The following is an 18297-nucleotide window of genomic DNA, read 5'->3' on the forward strand; positions in this document are numbered from 1 at the left end:
TGTTGGCGCACACCCTTAACAATCCCGCGCCTACGCACGTATCGCTAGCCCACTTCGTGGGTGGCCCTCGATTCATCGTTTCGCTGACGGGACGGTGTGATTCGCATCCCTGCTCAGGCACACCTCAACCCGCCGTCCATGGCGGGTTGCCCTTGCTACATTCTTCACTCGGCTGCTCAAATGTGCTTTTAACATCAAAACCCCAAACCCAGGTTTTGAATTTATCTTTTGACGTTGAGCGCAATCAGGAATATTGCCGACAAAGATTGCAAGCCGAATGAGCCGCATGGACGCGGCGAAAGGGGCTGTCGAGCTGGGAGCGAGTCGGCCCCGGTTCGATTAGCTGGCAAGCTGTAGGAGGGGATGGCGTAGCCACAATATTTCGCGCCAGCGCGGGATTCCACAAGGGTGCGCGCCCGCACCCTTTGGCGGTTGGTTCATCGGAGGTTAAGTCAGCTCAGAGCTTTAGCAACCGAACTAATCACCTGAAACCTAAACCCAACTTATCCCATAAAATGCTCAGCCAACTCCAAATCCCGTCGGCTAAACTCCCTCACTATCTTGCCACTCTCCATCATTGCGGCGCGCTCGGACATATGCGCGACTACATCACTATCATGACTGACCAACAAATAAGTCATGCCGTGCTCGCGTTTCAGGTGATTGAGTAGATTGAGAATTTCGGCCTGAACAGACATATCTAATGCCGACGTCGGCTCATCCAGCAGCAACAATTTGGGGCGCAATAACAGGGCGCGGGCGATGGCAATCCGCTGGCGTTGGCCCCCGGAGAATTGATGGGGATAGCGCTGCGCCGCGGAGGCGGGCAGGCCCACTTGCTCAAGTGCCTGATCAATTCTTTGCTGAATATTCTGCTCGCCGTGGATCTTTAATGGCTCCCCCAGTGTGCGCTGAATATTATGTTGCGGATGCAGCGAGGCATAAGGGTCTTGAAACACCATCTGCACCTCTTTACGCAACTGACCGGTAAAACGTTGCCCCGGTTGTAGCGGCTGGCCCAGCAAGGTTATCTCGCCTTGCCACTCCCGCTGCAAACCGGCCAATGTGCGCAACACCGTCGATTTACCACAGCCAGAAGCCCCGATCAGGCTGAAAGTTTCGCCCTCTTCAACGGCAAAACTGACCGACTCAACCGCCATTTTTACCTGATTTTTCTGGGCAAAACTGACCTGTAGATTGTTAACTTCAATCAGTGCCACGCTGACCTCCAGAGAAATCGGCATTGCGATCCAGCACCGGCAGGTCAGTGCCATAGGTGCTGGCGTTCGGACGACAAGCCCAAAGTGTATGGGTATAAGGATGAGTAGAATGCGGCAACTCAGCCGCCAGCCCTTGATCCACTAATTTTCCCTGATACATTACCAATACCCGGTGGCAATGTTCGGCGACTAACGGCAGGTCGTGGCTGATCAGTAACAGGCTCATATTACGCTGCTCAGTTTGCTCGACGATCAGCTCAAGGATCTGATTGCGCAGCTTGGCATCTAATGCTGAAGTGGGTTCGTCGGCGATTAATACTCTAGGGTTATTCACCAAAGCAATAGCTAACATCGCCCGCTGCCCCATACCGCCCGATAGCTGGCCGGGGTAGCTGTGATAAGCACTTTCATTCAATCCAACCGAGGCCAGCGCATTTAACACGCGCTCGCGCGTATCTGCGCCGGAAAGGGAGTTATGCAACAGCAGGGATTCTTCAACTTGCTTTCCAACAGTGCGTACCGGATTCAGTGCATAGCGCGGGTCTTGCAGCACCATGGCAATTTCACTGCCGCGCAATGCGCCCCATTGTTTAGGTTTCAGGCGAGTTAAATCATGTTCGATAACCTGACCGGCATTGCCCTGCTCGTCGGTATTATCCGCATAATAACTCAGCTTTTTGGCACTGACTTTCCCCGGCGCACGAACTAGCCCCATCAAGGCTCTGGCGGTAATCGACTTGCCAGAACCCGATTCACCTACCAGTGCCACTCGCTCATGCCCGAGGTGGAACGAGATATTATCCACCACCCGTTGTTGCTGAAAATCGACGCACAAGTTGTCGACGGCGAAAATTTTATCAGTCATGGTGAGGGTCCAAAATATCGCGCAGGCCGTCGCCTAACAGGTTAAATGCCATGCTGCTGAGTAAGATAGCGCAGCCCGGGATCGCGGCAATCCACCATTGGTCAAAAATAACCTGCATGCCGTCGGCAACCATCGAACCCCATTCAGACATGGGTGGGCGAGCCCCCAGCCCGAGGAAACCTAATCCGGCAGCCGCCAAAATAATCCCGGCCAAATCGAGCGCCAGACGCACCACCGCAGAAGGGAGACACATAGGTAAAATGTGGCCCCACAGCAAGCGCAGCCCTTTGATACCCATCATTTCAGCGGCTGCCAGATAATCACTTTTGCGTAATAGCTGAATTTCGGCTCGGGCCTGACGGGCATAAGCTGGCCAGGTGGTCAGGGCCAAAGCCAGTGCGCCATTAATTAAACCGGGGCCAAGCATAGCCACGAAAGCAAAAGCCAAAATCAGCCGTGGCATCGACATCACCACATCAGTGACGCGCATCAAAATACGTTCGAGCCAGCCGCCGTAATAGCCGGAAAGCACCCCGACCAGCAACCCCAAAGGCAGCGTTATTACGGTAACCAGCAGCACCAGCCCCAAGGTGGGGCGAGTGCCATAAATCAGGCGCGACAGCATATCGCGCCCATAGCTATCAGTACCCAACCAATGGCGTCCACCTGGGGGGAGCAGCCGGTCAGCCGCGTTTTGCCAGTTAGGATCTTGTGGGGCCAGCCAAGGGGCGAAAATCGCGATGATGACCAGCAAAGAGAGAATAAACAGCCCGATGCTGGTGGAAGGGGAGCGTTTCAGCGCATGGCAGATTTTTATCATTGACATATCAGCGCGTTCTCGGGTCCAGCAGACGAACCAGCAGATCCGTCACATTGTTAATCAAAATAAAGCACATGCCGAGCAGCAAAGTGCCGCCCATGATGGCGGTGGTATCGCCGGCAAACAGTGCGCTGGTCAGATAGCGGCCAATGCCCGGCCAGGCAAAGACGGTTTCTGTTAATACTGCGCCTTCCAACATGCTGGTATAGGCCAATGCAATCACTGTCAGTAATGTGCCACGGATATTCGGCAGCACATGCATCAGCAGAATTCGCATCTCACCCGCGCCTTTGGCCCGTGCTAGCGTGATGTACTCTTTATTCAGTTCACTCAGGCAAGCGGAGCGGGTCAGGCGGGTAATACTGGCCAAGGCATAGTAGGAGAGTAGGGCCACCGGCAGTATTAAATGGGCGACAGCATTACCAAAGGCACCGGCATCACCGGAACGCCAAGTGTCGATCAGGGCGAAGCCGGTTTTCGCTTCCACAGTATATTGATAGATATCATCAAGGCGACCGGGGCCGGGGCTCCATTGCAGGCGAGCATAAAACAGTAACAGCATCAGCAGGCCAAGCCAGAAGATGGGCACCGAGTTACCCAGCAAGGTAATGAAGCGAATCGTGGCATCCAGCTTGCTTCCCGCCCAACGAGCACATAACAAACCGAGGATAACCCCCAGTGATGCGCCGATGATGAGAGATAACGTCGCCAACTCTAATGTTGCAGGGAATACGGTGAGCAGATCGTGTAAAACCGGCTGACCACTGGCGCTGGCAAGCCCCAAATCACCATGAGCAAGGCGCTCGAGATAATGCCAGAACTGTACGGGTAATGGCTGGTCTAGCCCAAGTTGGTGTTTAACTTGCTGATAAGTAGCTTCACTGGCGTGATCGCCCACAATTTGCAGCACCCGATCCACTGGCGACAACGCCGAGAGGAAAAAGGTGATAACCAGTAAGCCGAATAAGGTTAGGGCCAGGGTAAATAGTCCCTGTAAAAACCCCCAAAAACGACGCCGGGATTGGATTCCCGGCGTATTATTTAATGCTACAGACATCGACGTGCTCGCGTTAAATATACTTTATTGATAAGTCAGCGCGGCCATTCTCAAAGTCATTGGTGTTGCAGGTAGGCAGCGAGCGATTCAATCCCGAATCCCAATGAGCTTACATTGGTAAGTGATTCGGGCGAGTTCACGTAGCTAACCACCCTGCAACTTCAAGTACGCAGGGAATAGATTATTTGCTGACACGGTCATAGTAGACCATATCTGCATTCAGACCTTGTTGGTAGCCTTTTACATTATCCCGCAATACAACTTGTGCCTTGGCTTGATCGATAAAGATATAAGGCGAGTTTTGTTGTAGTTCTTGCTGCATTTTGGTGTAGAGAGCGATGCGCTTGGCTGGATCGGCCTCTGCCACCGCGGCCAGTGTCTGTTTATTCAACTCAGGGATAACCCAGCCGTTTAAACCGGCAACCGTACTGCTCTTGCCGTCGTTATAGGCAAAGGCGCTGGCGTTGGAGTGCGCATCGAAGTAATCAGGTATCCACAGGCGGATAGCTGACTGATGCTGTTTAGCACGTACGCGGCCATAAACCTGGCTACCGGCGGCAGGCAGTAAGACCAATTTCACCCCACCTTGGGCAAAGCTGGCTTGCAGTGACTGCGCAATGGTAATAAATGGCGGTTTGTTCTCAACATCCAGTGTCAGTGTGGCGTCTTTGATACCTGCTTTAGTCAGAATCTCTTTGGCTTTAGCGGGATCAAAGGTAAATGGATTGCTCTCCAATGCGCCCGGTAAACCGACTGGCAGGAAGCTTTGATGCACGAAATACTGACCTTTCAGCAAGTCTTTGGTAATACCTTGATAATCAACCAAATAACGAGCAGCTTGCCAGAATTCTGGTTTGCTCAGAATGGGGTTGGCTGGATTGGCGGTGTTAAAGACCAAATAGTTTTGTTCCGCCGAAGGGATCTCAACCACTTTAACGCCAGCTTGTGTTTTCAATGCTGCGGTCTGGTCCGGCCCTAATTCACGCGCGATATCGGCATCACCTTGCTGAATCAGCAGGCGGCGAGCACTTGGATCGGGCACGTTCTTGATAATGATATTTTTAATCAGTGGCTTATCACCCGGCGATGTTGTGTTTGCATCCAGTACGATAGCTTGGTGCGGCTGATAAACACGCATTTTGAATGGGCCACTGCCCGCTGAATGCATTTTCAACCAGGCATTGCCATAGTCGTCTTCTTTCACATTGGCAGTAACGGCTTTTTTATCCACAATCGAAGCAATTGGCGTTGATAAAATATTCAGGGCAACGGCCGGGCTGACATCAGCGCTCCAGCTCAGTTGCACCGTATTGTTATCAATCTTCTTCAGATGCTGTTCGATGTTACTCGGATCCCAGCCCAATACATTAAGGATAAAGGCCGGTGAGCGATTCATTTTGACCGCCCGGGTGAAAGAGAAAATCACGTCGTCGGCTTGCACCGGATTACCGGTGGAGAACACGGCTTGCGGGCGCAATTTTACTGTGAGGGTTTTGGCGGCGGCATCGCCTTGCCAGCTTTCCGCAAGCACCGGTATCACTTGTGCCGGATTATCACGATCGGCCTGTACCAGACGTTGGTAGAGACTTGGAACTGTTTGAATACTGGACAGTTCATTACTTTCAGCCGGGTCAAGGCTAACAATATCATCCAGGGATTGCACCACGACCAGAGTATCTGGAGGCGTTGCTGCCAGTGCACTACCAGATAATGCTGTCAAAACCAATAATGACAGAATTTTAGCTTTCATTGAAACTCCCTGAAAATGGATTAACGTCATTATGCTGTTAATAGATATTGCGGGTGATAGATAGTTACACCAATAGGAAATTATTGTTTTTTCGACTATTTCATCGCAGTTTCTCACGATAGTGGCTTTGCTGTCTGTGGTCAAAGTCTCAACAGTTATTTGTTATAACAATTTGTGATAAAGAAATATTACAAAAAAGTAATGAATCTGAGCAGCCATAAAATGTTACTGACCTCCCACTAATGCAGGATGAAATGGTTATAATGGAACGTTATTTCATTTTATTTGTGCAAAAGGGAAAACCATGATCACCGGAAATATTCATCATTTGGAATTGCTGCCTTATCTGCCTACTCCATTGAAAGCAGCTATTGAATACGTCAAAAAACATATCACCGCAGAAACCCCGTTGGGCAAGCATGATATTGATGGCAACAATCTGTTTGTACTGATTTCCAATGACAGCACCGACTATCTGGAAAATCGTCGGGCGGAATATCATGCTAAGTATCTGGATATCCAGATTGTGCTGGCAGGGGTTGAGGGGATGACGTTCAGTAATCTACCGGCCGGTAAACCTGATACCGACTGGCTAGCGGATAAAGATATTGCCTTTTTACCCGCAGGCGTTGATGAAAAACAGTTTGTGATGCAAACCGGTGATTTCGTGGTGTTCTACCCAGGAGAAGTGCATAAACCGCTATGTGCGGTGGGTGAGCCCGCCAATGTGCGTAAGGCGGTTGTTAAAATGGCTGTGAAATAGCCTATTTGGTCGGAAAAAGGCCAAACAGTGACTGTATTGGCCTTTTGCTATGCTAACTATTTTTATGCATTACACAGGGTGGCGACCATCACGGCTTTGATGGTGTGCAGGCGGTTTTCTGCCTGATCAAACACAATGCTGTGGGCGGATTCAAAGACTTCCTCCGTCACTTCGATGCCATTCGGTAAGTCATAAAGCTCTGCCATCTGTTTGCCGACCGTGGTCTGGTCATCGTGGAATGCCGGTAGGCAGTGCAGGAATTTAACCTGTGGATTGCCGGTCAGTTTCACCACATTCATATTGACCTGATAAGGTTTCAACAGAGCTACACGCTCCTGCCATACCTCTTTCGGTTCACCCATTGAGACCCAAACATCGGTGTACAGGAAGTCTGCGCCTTTTACCCCCTCAGCAATATCTTCTGTCAGAGTGATCTTGCCGCCCGTTTTTTGCGCCTGTGCCTGACAAGCTGCTACTAGCTTGGCCTCGGGCCAGCAGGCTTTTGGCGCGACCAAACGTAAATCCATACCAACCAGAGCCGCGGCTTCCAGCATGGTGTTGCCCATGTTATTGCGAGCATCACCAAGATAAGCAAATTTCATCTCACTCAGTGGTTTACCCGGTAAATGCTCTTGCATGGTCAGCAAGTCGGCCAGCAATTGAGTCGGGTGGAATTCATTCGTCAGGCCATTCCATACCGGCACACCGGCAAATTCGGCCAGTGTTTCGACTACCTGTTGGCCGTGACCACGATACTGAATACCGTCATACATGCGGCCCAAGACTCTGGCAGTATCTTTAATGGACTCTTTATGCCCTATTTGGCTCCCGCCCGGGCCGAGGTAAGTCACCCGCGCACCTTGATCATATGCGGCAACTTCGAAAGAGCATCGAGTACGAGTCGAGTCTTTTTCGAAGATGAGCGCGATATTCTTACCTACCAGTTTTTGCTGTTCATGGCCGGATTTCTTGGCTTGCTTCAACTCAGCAGCTAACTCCAACAGGGCTGTTATCTCGGCGGGGGTAAAATCCAGTAACCTCAGAAAGTGACGTTTATAGAACTGACTCATCTGTTCATCTCCTTGTGGCCCAACATATTTGATGCTTAGCGCCAACATCAATCATTTCGGGTTTAATTGAACTTCAATATGAATTTAAATTCAATTTATACGTATAAATATTCAATTACAACCCCAATCAACAAATCTTTCTCGTTTGTAGTGGAGGCAACCGCGTGGGTGTGGGAAAATAGCGCAATACAAAGCCCATTGACTGAGGATAAAGGCATGGCAAACCGCGAAATGCTAGACGAACAACGTGACGAGACCCGCCTGATCATCGAAGAACTGCTGGAAGATGGCAGCGATCCGGATGCGCTGTACACCATTGAACACCACCTTTCAGCCGAGAAGTTCGAAGTGCTGGAAAAAGCTGCCGTTGAAGCATTCAAGCTGGGTTATGAAGTAACCGATGCTGAAGAGCTGGAAGTAGAAGATGGCTCGGTGGTGATGTGCTGTGATGTGATCAGCGAAGTTGCTCTGAATGCCGAAATCATTGATGCCCAGGTTGAACAGCTGATTGCACTCGCTGAAACCTGTGGCGTGAATTACGACGGTTGGGGCACTTACTACGAAGATCCTAACGGCGAAGATGATGATGAAGATGGCGAGTTGGACGACGAAGAGTTAGTGGATGAAGATGACGACGGTAAACGCCACTAATCCGAATATCTGATTACATGATTCTATCAGTGAAACCCGTACTTTATTCAGTGCGGGTTTTTTATTTGTGTCTATGTTGGTAAACCATAATCAAAAGTTGATACTACGGGCGATATCTTTGAGGGCAATAAATTTTCGACAGGTTAAGTTTTTCTCAGTTTCTGCGAGTTGTTCGAGAAAAAGCCGGTTCAAGTGATCAAGCGTTGGGTGGTCAAAGCTGTACCAAGTATCATATAAATGTTCGGTACTCTGTGGTGGGCCGAAATACATAGTGAAACAGAGTCTATTGCGTAATGTATCATCGAAATTAACAACTTTTCGGTGATTGAGGGGGGGAATAGATTTACTGGCCGGTGGCGGCACACGGAGACGTAATGGAAAAATATTCTGCTGACATTGCCCGAGGGAACCGTGATCAGCAGAATGGGCAACAGAGACATCCCAGATAAATGCGGTAATGGCTCTGGCTAAGTTATCCTCCTGCTTAATCTTCTGACTATCGGGAAAGCCGGGAACCCAAGCGGAAATAGCATCACTCCAATAGGCAATAATAGGGTCGCTGGCAGACATATGGCGAACCACTCCGCTGACAAAATCAAATATTACTGCATAATAAGCGTTAAGAAAATCGTCGAGATCTGTCCAGACTTTTTCGGGCTGCATGGGATATTTATATTCTGGATAACTTTTATTTCCGTCTATTCCACAGAATGCATCTTCTAGCTGGCCTGGCCACCCCATACTTTTATGAATCATCGGTATATTTCCCCAGCCAGGAAATGGTGTATAAGGGAGGTACTGGTTATTATGGCCAACTGAATAAGGAAGAAGAATAACAGCTTGATTTATTGCCAACTGGATACGGGTATGTGGAGTAAGTAATTTATATAATAGATGCTGGGTAGGTAGGCTACTTAATGTTATCGCACTAATGGCATCCATGGGAAAATGAAGTTGAGGGTGTTTAGCCTGAACACTTATAATAAGTGCACCCTGTAAAACAAAGTATTTAGCTAACACCCAAGCATCGCCATCTTTGGGGGTAAGAATTAAGCCATTTATTTTTATTGCCAATGGAATGCCGGTTTTTTTGTCTATTCGTTGAAATACTGTTACAGTCGGTGCTGAGTAAATTCCAAATAATGGAATGACTTTATTCATGCTAAGTGTGTCTATTTTTAAATATCGAGGTTCTCCTTTCTCATCAAACATATTATTTGGATTAATAATACCATCAAAATCTACATAGTCCTGTTGATTAAATTCAGCTATCAGTAGCTTGCTAATCATACCAAAGAAAAGGTTATAAGAAAATATCTCATCACTAGCGGGTTGGAGCCGACGATCCCCCGCGAGCATTTTTAAAATAATTTTAATTCTACCTGACTTTAATACTTTTCGATAATGAGACACGACATTGATTCTAAAATCATCTAATTGTTCTTGCGGTATATTTTCAATTACCGGTGGGAGTTCTGCGATCAATGTATTGATCTTTGGCCATGGGCCTTTATCACCATAACGATAATTATCCAGTGTGTAGCCAGGGGCAGGACCTACCCATTTATCATAAGGATGTGTCGCCATAATTATTTCCTAACTTACTAATTTATTAATAAGTTTAGTTTATATATTTATTTTTGTTATTCATTATATGTTTTGTTTATTTAAATCCTATTACTTTAAGTAAATATATTTATATTTATATTTTTTAAAATTATTAATAAAATTTTTATATTTAAATGAAAGAGCGCAACAGTGCGCCCTTTCAAAACATGAGATTAAAGCGTTTTCAGCATAGTCACTTCACAATCCACATGACCGGTATTGCCCATCGAACGGTCGATATGCTCAAAACCTAATTTTTCATATAAACCAATGGCACTGGTTAGGCTGGCGGTGGTTTCTAAATAGCAGTGGCCAAATCCCTGTTGACGAGCAAACTCCAGTGCTTGCAATGCCAATTGCTTGGCTAGCCCCTTGCCGCGCAATATCGGCAGGAAGTACATTTTCTGCAATTCACAAAGGGAAGCTTCACCACCAGACAGCGGTGCTACACCACCACCTCCGGCAATTCGACCATCCACCTCTATAACCCAATATGCGCTACGTGGCTGGCTATACAGCTCATACAAATGATCCAAATTAGGGTCAGACACGGTATAGCCTTTATCGGCGGTTAAGCCGAACTCAGCCGAAACTTCGCGGATGACATTGGCGATAGCGAAATTGTCTGCGGCGAGGATGGGGCGCATCAACAGGCGAATAGGTGTAGCTGTGGTCATGGCGTATTACTCTATAAATCGAATGGTAATAACTTAGTAATAATCTGTAATACCATTGAATGACGCAAAGAGGCAATGATAAAAAAACAGCGGGTATAATGAATATCCCGCTGTTTCAGCTTTGTCAGTCTCAGATTAATTACAGTGCGGCGATAACTGCCTGCTGTTCAATTAATTTCTGCTTAGCTTCAGCACAGGCTGTCATTCTTTCGCGCTCTTTGGCAACGACAGCTTCTGGCGCGCGCGCCACAAAACCTTCGTTACTCAATTTGCCTTCGATGCGCTCAATTTCAGCTTCCAGTTTCGCCACTTCTTTTGCCAGGCGATCCAGTTCGGTCGCTTTATCAATCAGACCAGCCATTGGGATCAACACTTCAGCACCCTCAACCAATTTGGTCACGGATACCGGGCCTTTATCACCTTCAGCTAACAAGGTTAGAGAGGAGAGGCGCGCTAATGACTGGATGAAGCTCTGGTTTTCCAGCACGCGACGCTGAGCTTCGGCACTGGCACCACGCAGCATGACGTCCAGTGGTTTACCCGGCGCAATGTTCATTTCTGCCCGGATATTACGCACGGCAATAATTGTCTGCTTGATCCATTCCAAATCACTCAGCGCTTTCTCATCCACCTGACTGGCGTCATATTCTGGGAAAGGCTGCAACATAATGGTGTCCGCAGTAATGCCTTTCAGGGTCTTAACCCGCTGCCAGATAGTTTCAGTGATGTAAGGAATGATTGGATGTGCCAGACGCAACAGCGCTTCCAATACTTCAATCAGAGTGTGGCGAGTCCCGCGCAATTCAGCTTCAGAACCACTGTTCATCACCGGTTTGGTCAGTTCCAGATACCAGTCGCAGAACTGATTCCAAGTGAACTCATACAAAATACCGGCCGCCAGATCGAAGCGGTAAGTGTCCATTGCTTCGCGGTAGGCTTTAATGGTCTGATTGAATTCTGCCAGAATCCAGCGGTCAGCCAGTGACAGCACCATCTCGCCACCATTCTGCCCACAATCCTGTCCTTCGGTGTTCATCAGCACGAAACGGCTGGCGTTCCACAGCTTATTACAGAAGTTGCGATAACCTTCCAGGCGCTTCATGTCCCAGTTGATATCACGGCCGGTGGAGGCCAATGCTGCCAAGGTAAAGCGTAGGGCATCAGTACCGTGCGGTTCAATGCCGTTCGGGAATTGCTTCTCGGTACGTTTGCGGATTTTCTCAGCCAACTGCGGCTGCATCATGTTTCCAGTACGTTTTTCCAGCAGCTCTTCCAGCGAAATACCATCAACCATATCCAGCGGGTCAATAACGTTCCCTTTAGACTTGGACATTTTCTGCCCTTCGTCATCGCGGATAAGGCCAGTCATATACACGGTTTTAAACGGCACTTGCGGCTTGCCATTCTCATCTTTCATAAAGTGCATGGTCAGCATGATCATGCGGGCAATCCAGAAGAAAATAATATCGAAGCCACTGACTACCACACTGGTCGGATGGAAGGTTTTCAGCGCTTCAGTCTGCTCAGGCCAGCCCAGTGTGGAGAAGGTCCACAGACCGGATGAGAACCAGGTGTCCAGCACGTCTTCATCTTGACGCAAGGCGACATCGGCCCCCAAATTATTCTCACGGCGCACTTCCGCCTCATCGCGGCCGACGTACACTTTACCCTGCTCGTCATACCAAGCCGGGATCCGGTGGCCCCACCATAGCTGACGGGAGATACACCAGTCTTGGATATCACGCATCCACGAGTAATACATATTTTCGTACTGCTTAGGTACGAATTGGATCTCGCCGTTTTCGACTGCTTCAATGGCGACTTTAGCCAGTGGGGCTGTGCGCACATACCATTGGTCGGTCAGCATCGGTTCAATCACCACGCCGCCACGGTCACCATAAGGAACCGTCAGGTCATGGGGTTTAATCTCTTCCAACAGGCCGAGTTTATCGAATTCAGCTACCACCGCTTTACGGGCAGCAAAACGCTCCAGACCTTGGAACTGTGCTGGAATGGCGCTGCTGCAAGCATCGGTAGCTTCGCCGTTGGTATCAAACACTTCAGCTTCTGCGCGGATATCACCGTCGAAAGTCAAAATGTTGATCATAGGCAGGGCGTGGCGCTTACCGACTTCATAGTCATTAAAGTCGTGGGCGGGGGTGATTTTCACGCAACCGGTGCCTTTCTCCATATCGGCGTGTTCATCACCGAGGATCGGAATACGGCGACCAACCAGCGGCAAGATCACTTCTTTGCCGATCAGATCCTTGTAACGCGGATCTTCTGGATTCACCGCAACACCTGTATCACCCAGCACGGTTTCTGGGCGGGTGGTGGCGACAACCAGATAATCTTTACCTTCAGCGGTTTTAGCGCCATCAGCCAGCGGGTAGCGCAAATGCCACATTGAGCCTTTGGATTCGCGGTTTTCTACTTCCAAATCAGAGATAGCAGTACGCAGCTTAGGATCCCAGTTCACCAGGCGTTTGCCACGGTAAATCAAATCTTCTTTATGCAAACGGACAAACACTTCTTTAACCGCGTTGGACAGGCCTTCGTCCATGGTGAAACGCTCACGTTCCCAATCCACGGAGTTACCTAAGCGGCGCATTTGGCGAGTAATAGTGCCGCCTGATTCACCTTTCCATTCCCAAATTTTATCGATAAACGCATCACGGCCGTAATCGTGGCGGGTTTTGCCTTCTTCTGCGGCAATCTTGCGCTCAACAACCATTTGGGTTGCGATACCGGCGTGGTCTGTACCGGCTTGCCACAAGGTATTTTTACCTTGCATGCGCTGATAGCGAATCAAGGTATCCATGATGGTTTGCTGGAATGCATGTCCCATATGCAAACTGCCGGTCACATTCGGCGGCGGGATCATAATGCAGTAGCTTTCTTTGCTGGTATCGCCGTTCGGCTTGAAATAACCCTGCTTTTCCCAATGCTCATACAGCGGTTGCTCGATCTCTTGCGGGCTGTATGTCTTATCGAGGGATGGCTCAGCTTTGTCGATATTAGAAGGAGTGTTTTCCATTTTCTTTTTTAGTTCAATTAGTTGGCGGCGTTGCCGTAGTCAATTGGAAGCCGACGCTGCGATAAGACTTATATCGGTCGCGCGCCAACTGTTTCAAATTTTCTTCGTAAGGGACGAAGTCTACCACTTCATGGAAAGCAGTGGCAAAACCTGCGAACTCTGGCAGCAGGCTAATAAGTAGGTCGCGAGGGGAATTTCCGCGTCGCTCTGGCCATGACAGTTCGACCGGTGCGCCATATTTTGGCCCTTCACCCGCCAAATTATGTGGCACAAATTGTTCAGGTGCACGTTGCCACAGGGCTTCATCCAGCCGTTGGGCTTGCTCCTGACTTTCACAGGCGATCAGCACCCGTTTGCCTGCCCGCCAACGAGCAGCGGCAACCTCGCAGGCCAACGCTTCATGAGCACGCAGCTCACCAACGGGCGTGTCGTGTTCGAGCAGATAAAAGGTGGCGTTCTTCATAGGTTCTCAGCACCCTTCGTCCTTGACGCCGCAGGGGTGTTGGCTGCCCTCACTCACCCGAATCACTTACTGATGTAAGCTCATCGGGATGAGTTCGTTTGCCGTCTACCTGCAACCCCAATGACCTTGGGTGTATATCAAATGGAATATATCGAACCTTCATAGGTTCTCAGCACCCTTCGTCCTTGACGCCGCAGGGGGGTTGGCTACTCTCACTCACCCGAATCACTTACTTGTTGTTGATTTTACGTAAGTAAGCTCATCGGGATGAGTTCGTTTGCCGTCTACCTGCAACCCCAATGACCTTGGGCGTATATCAAATAGATATACATCAAACAGTTAATCGTCGCCGTTTAGCCCAGCACGGTTAAGCAGGAACTGAGACAATAACGCGACCGGTCGGCCTGTTGCGCCTTTGTTCTTGCCTGAACGCCATGCAGTGCCCGCGATATCTAAATGCGCCCAACTGTATTTACGGGTAAAACGTGACAGGAAGCAGCCAGCGGTAATAGCGCCACCCGCACGACCACCAATATTTGCCATATCAGCAAAATTGGAATCCAGTTGCTCGTAGAACTCATCACCGAGTGGCAAGCGCCATGCACGGTCACCGGCTTGCTCAGAGGCCCCGATCAGCTCATGAGCCAATGGATTGTGGTTCGACATCAAACCGGTGATGTGATGCCCCAGTGCCACGACGCACGCGCCGGTCAGTGTGGCAATATCAATCACCAGCTCTGGGTCGAAACGCTCAACGTATGTCAGCGCATCACACAATACCAGTCGCCCTTCAGCATCAGTATTCAATACTTCAACTGTCTGGCCTGACATGGTGGTTAAAATATCGCCTGGACGATAAGCTCGGCCACCTGGCATGTTTTCACAGCCTGCCAGCACGCCAATCACGTTCAGCGGCAATTGTAGCTCAGCCACCACCCGCATCACGCCATAAACTGTTGCGGCACCGCACATGTCGTATTTCATTTCATCCATGCCTTCGGCAGGTTTAATCGAAATACCACCGGAGTCGAAGGTTAGCCCTTTGCCCACCAGCACAATTGGCTTAGCGTCAGGGTTCGGATTGCCCTTATATTCTATCACCGACATCAATGATTCATTCTGCGAACCATGGCCAACAGCCAGATAAGAGTGCATTCCCAGCTCTTTCATTTGCTGCTCGCCAATCACGCGAGTGACGATATTGGTGCTAAATGCATCGGCCAATTGGCGCGCCTGAGACGCCAGATACGCGGCGTTACAAATGTTTGGCGGCATATTGCCCAGATCTTTCGCAGCCTTAATACCGGATGCCACAGCCAGTCCGTGTTGGATTGCACGCTCACCGCTGGTCAGTTCGCGGCGAGTTGGCACATTGAACACCATTTTACGCAACGGACGGCGAGGCTCGGTTTTATTGCTTTTAAGTTGATCGAAGGTGTAAAGCGTTTCTTTGGCAGTTTCTACTGCCTGACGCACCTTCCAGTAAGTGTTGCGGCCTTTGACATGCAGCTCGGTCAGGAAGCAGACCGCCTCCATTGAGCCGGTGTCATTTAGGGTATTGATGGTCTTTTGGATCACTTGCTTGTATTGACGTTCATCGAGCTCACGCTCTTTGCCACAGCCAATTAACAAGATGCGCTCGGAGAGAATATTCGGCACATGGTGCAGTAATAGCGTCTGCCCGACTTTGCCTTCAAGTTCACCACGGCGCAATAAAGCGCTGATGTAGCCATCACTAATTTTGTCGAGTTGTTCGGCAATGGGAGATAGACGGCGAGGTTCGAAAACGCCGACTACAATACAGGCACTGCGCTGTTTTTCCGGGCTGCCGCTCTTTACACTGAACTCCATGCACTCTCCTGAATCTTAAAGACAAAGGCGGGAGCTACGGCTAGAATGTAGCACTCCGCAACGATCTCTCTCCGTTGTGTTAACGACGTGTGTTAACCTTAACGGCATAAGTTGTTTTGTTTTGGCGACTATAAGCATGTTCCTATAGGACACCTAAACGCTAGATGCTGTAATACTATTTTAGCTGTGAAGGTTGCCATATGATGAGAATAAATGGCGGATTAACGATGAAACTATCGATTTTCCTGCAAAAAGACAAGTTTTCACAGGCGTATTAGCGTGATCATCATTAGATATCTGGTACGGGAAACACTTAAGAGCCAAATTGCGATTCTGTTCATCCTGCTATTAATCTTCTTTAGTCAGAAGTTAGTTCGGATATTAGGCGCTGCGGTTGATGGTGAAATCCCGACAAACCTGGTTTTATCCCTTTTAGGGCTTGGCGTGCCAGAAATGGCGCAACTTATCCTGCCATTGAGCTTATTCCTTGGCTTGCTGATGACTTTGGGCCGATTGTATACGGAGAGTGAAATCACCGTGATGCATGCCTGCGGCATGGGTAAGAAGTCCTTGATTATGGCTGCATTAATTTTGGCGCTGATCACTTCGGCGCTTGCAGCAGTTAACACTATTTGGCTGGGGCCTTGGTCGTCTAAACATCAAGATGAAGTCTTGAGTGATGCCAGAGCGAACCCAAGCTTGGCGGCTTTAGCTGGCGGGCAGTTCAAATCTTCAACTGATGGCTATTCAGCCTTATTTATCGGTAATGTGTCGGGTAAAGAGTTTAACCGTGTATTTTTGGCACAATTGCGGCCAAACGGTAATCAGCGTCCCTCGGTTGTCGTGGCTGACAGTGGTCATATGACTGAACGGCCCGATGGCTCACAAGTGGTTATCTTGAACAAAGGTACCCGCTATGAAGGCACGGCGTTATTACGTGACTTCCGCATCACTGATTTTGTCGACTATCAGACAATCATTGGTCATCAGGACGTTCAGCAAGATAACTCCGTGGCGGAACAGATGACAATGCGCCAGTTGTGGCACGCCACTGAGCCTGATGCTCGTGCTGAGTTCCACTGGCGTCTGACACTGATTGTATCGGTAGTGATTATGGCATTGCTGGTGGTGCCGTTGAGCGTGGTCAACCCACGTCAGGGCCGAGTATTAAGCATGTTACCGGCCATGTTGCTGTATCTGATTTTCTTCCTACTGCAAACCTCGCTGCGCTCCAATGCCGGTAAAGGCAAATTGGACCCGCTAGTATGGCTATGGGTAGTGAACGGTGCTTATTTGGCTCTGGCCGTGTTGTTAAACCTGTGGGACAGTCTGGCTGCCCGTAAGTTACGCGCCCGTTTGAGAGGTATTTTCTGATGTTTGGCGTATTAGACCGTTATATCGGGCGGACTATCCTCAATACTATCTTGATGACCTTATTCATGCTGGTGTCGTTATCCGGCATCATCAAGTTTGTCGAACAGCTGCGTAGAGTCGGGCAGGGGGATTATTCGGCCGCTTCGGCGGGGATGTTTACCCTACTGACGGTGCCAAAAGATATTGAGATTTTCTTCCCGATGGCTGCACTGTTAGGGGCGCTGTTGGGCTTAGGGTCACTGGCTACCCGTAGTGAATTGGTGGTGATGCAAGCCTCTGGTTTTACTCGGATGCAGATTGCCGCCTCGGTGATGAAAACTGCTATTCCGCTGGTATTGCTCACCATGGCAATCGGCGAGTGGGTTGCACCGCAAGGCGAGCAAATGGCGCGTAACTTCCGTGCACAGCAAATGTACGGCGGTTCATTGTTGTCGACGCAATCTGGCTTGTGGGCGAAAGACGGCTCCGACTTTATTTATATCCAGCGCGTGTCGGGCGACAAAGAGCTCACGGGGGTCAATATTTATCATTTTGATAAACAGGATCGTTTGCTCTCGGTTCGCTATGCGGCAACCGCCACTTTTGAAGACAATCTGTGGCGTTTATCGCAAGTTGATGAATCTGACCTAAGTAATCCTAATCGGGTGACTGGCTCACAGACATTAACCGGTGAATGGAAAACGAACCTGACACCTGAGAAGCTGGGGGTGGTTGCCATGAATCCAGATTCACTCTCTATCAGTGGATTACACGACTACAGTAAATATCTGCGACAAAGTGGCCAGGAATCGAACCGCTACGAACTGAACATGTGGGGCAAGATATTTGCGCCATTCTCGGTTGCGGTGATGATGCTGATGGCGCTGTCATTTATATTTGGCCCGTTACGCAGTGTGCCAATGGGGGTTCGGGTCGTCACCGGTATCTTCTTTGGCTTTGTTTTCTACGTATTGGATCAAATTTTTGGCCCGCTGAGTCTGGTTTACAACATCCCGCCGGTCATTGGTGCGTTGTTACCGAGTATACTTTTCCTCCTAATCAGTGTTTATTTGCTACTAAAACGTCGTTGATGGCGGTTTTTTCAACACTTA

15 protein-coding genes are annotated in these 18297 nt (G+C 49.2%); 4 read left to right on the plus strand and 11 right to left on the minus strand.

The genetic code is table 11. From position 1 onward, the window contains the following. Positions 1-503: 503 nt before the first annotated feature. From N0H69_RS02530 to N0H69_RS02550, 5 genes are all read right to left on the minus strand, one after another. On the minus strand, positions 504-1220 hold the full coding sequence (locus tag N0H69_RS02530) for an ABC transporter ATP-binding protein (RefSeq protein ID WP_050111229.1): 717 nt from the start codon (positions 1218-1220) through the stop codon (positions 504-506). Beyond that, positions 1207-2085: an ABC transporter ATP-binding protein gene (locus tag N0H69_RS02535; RefSeq protein ID WP_050111230.1), complete on the minus strand. Its 879-nt coding sequence runs from the start codon at positions 2083-2085 to the stop codon at positions 1207-1209. The genes N0H69_RS02530 and N0H69_RS02535 overlap by 14 nt, the downstream gene beginning before the upstream one ends. Continuing rightward, positions 2078-2911, minus strand: coding sequence for an ABC transporter permease (locus tag N0H69_RS02540; RefSeq protein ID WP_050111231.1), 834 nt, complete (start codon positions 2909-2911; stop codon positions 2078-2080). The genes N0H69_RS02535 and N0H69_RS02540 overlap by 8 nt, the downstream gene beginning before the upstream one ends. A 1-nt stretch (position 2912) precedes the next feature. Then, complete coding sequence (locus N0H69_RS02545) at positions 2913-3962, minus strand: ABC transporter permease (RefSeq protein WP_050111232.1); 1050 nt, start codon at positions 3960-3962, stop codon at positions 2913-2915. A 181-nt stretch (positions 3963-4143) separates the two neighbouring features. Continuing rightward, entirely contained in the window at positions 4144-5712 is a 1569-nt protein-coding gene (locus N0H69_RS02550) for an ABC transporter substrate-binding protein (RefSeq protein WP_050152074.1), read from the minus strand. A gap of 304 nt (positions 5713-6016) precedes the next feature. On the opposite strand from N0H69_RS02550, the gene N0H69_RS02555 reads away from it, so the two are divergent. After that, positions 6017-6475, plus strand: coding sequence for a NanQ anomerase/TabA/YiaL family protein (locus N0H69_RS02555; protein ID WP_050111234.1), 459 nt, complete (start codon positions 6017-6019; stop codon positions 6473-6475). Positions 6476-6537: 62 nt separating this feature from the next. Here the strand turns inward: N0H69_RS02555 and argF are convergent, their stop codons facing one another. Then, positions 6538-7545 carry an ornithine carbamoyltransferase gene (gene argF, locus N0H69_RS02560; protein ID WP_050111235.1) on the minus strand — a complete coding sequence of 336 codons (1008 nt, stop codon included), beginning with the start codon at positions 7543-7545 and terminating at the stop codon, positions 6538-6540. 216 nt (positions 7546-7761) lie between these two features. Here argF and rraB point away from each other — a divergent pair, with 216 nt between their 5' ends. Next, entirely contained in the window at positions 7762-8196 is a 435-nt protein-coding gene (gene rraB / locus N0H69_RS02565; RefSeq protein ID WP_050146976.1) for a ribonuclease E inhibitor RraB, read from the plus strand. Positions 8197-8286: 90 nt separating this feature from the next. On the opposite strand, the gene N0H69_RS02570 is transcribed toward rraB, so the two are convergent. The 5 genes from N0H69_RS02570 to pepA form a co-directional block, all read right to left on the minus strand. Next, entirely contained in the window at positions 8287-9783 is a 1497-nt protein-coding gene (locus tag N0H69_RS02570) for a hypothetical protein (RefSeq protein WP_050121691.1), read from the minus strand. 194 nt (positions 9784-9977) lie between these two features. Further along, positions 9978-10481, minus strand: coding sequence for a GNAT family N-acetyltransferase (locus N0H69_RS02575; protein ID WP_050152075.1), 504 nt, complete (start codon positions 10479-10481; stop codon positions 9978-9980). Between the two features lie 139 nt (positions 10482-10620). Then, entirely contained in the window at positions 10621-13518 is a 2898-nt protein-coding gene (locus N0H69_RS02580) for a valine--tRNA ligase (protein ID WP_050111025.1), read from the minus strand. Between the two features lie 13 nt (positions 13519-13531). Continuing rightward, positions 13532-13981, minus strand: a complete 450-nt coding sequence (locus tag N0H69_RS02585) for a DNA polymerase III subunit chi (protein ID WP_004707108.1) — start codon at positions 13979-13981, stop codon at positions 13532-13534. Positions 13982-14320: 339 nt separating this feature from the next. Next, on the minus strand, positions 14321-15832 hold the full coding sequence (gene pepA, locus N0H69_RS02590; protein WP_050111026.1) for a leucyl aminopeptidase: 1512 nt from the start codon (positions 15830-15832) through the stop codon (positions 14321-14323). Positions 15833-16111: 279 nt separating this feature from the next. On the opposite strand from pepA, the gene lptF reads away from it, so the two are divergent. Both lptF and lptG read left to right on the plus strand, forming a co-directional pair. After that, positions 16112-17206: an LPS export ABC transporter permease LptF gene (lptF, locus tag N0H69_RS02595; protein WP_050111027.1), complete on the plus strand. Its 1095-nt coding sequence runs from the start codon at positions 16112-16114 to the stop codon at positions 17204-17206. Beyond that, positions 17206-18276 (plus strand): LPS export ABC transporter permease LptG, encoded by a 1071-nt coding sequence (lptG, locus tag N0H69_RS02600; RefSeq protein ID WP_050111028.1) that lies wholly within the window; start codon positions 17206-17208, stop codon positions 18274-18276. Before lptF ends, lptG begins: the two co-directional genes overlap by 1 nt. The last annotated feature ends 21 nt before the right edge of the window (positions 18277-18297 follow it).

The organism is Yersinia alsatica (genome assembly GCF_025133195.1).
Taxonomy (GTDB): Bacteria; Pseudomonadota; Gammaproteobacteria; order Enterobacterales; family Enterobacteriaceae; genus Yersinia; species Yersinia alsatica.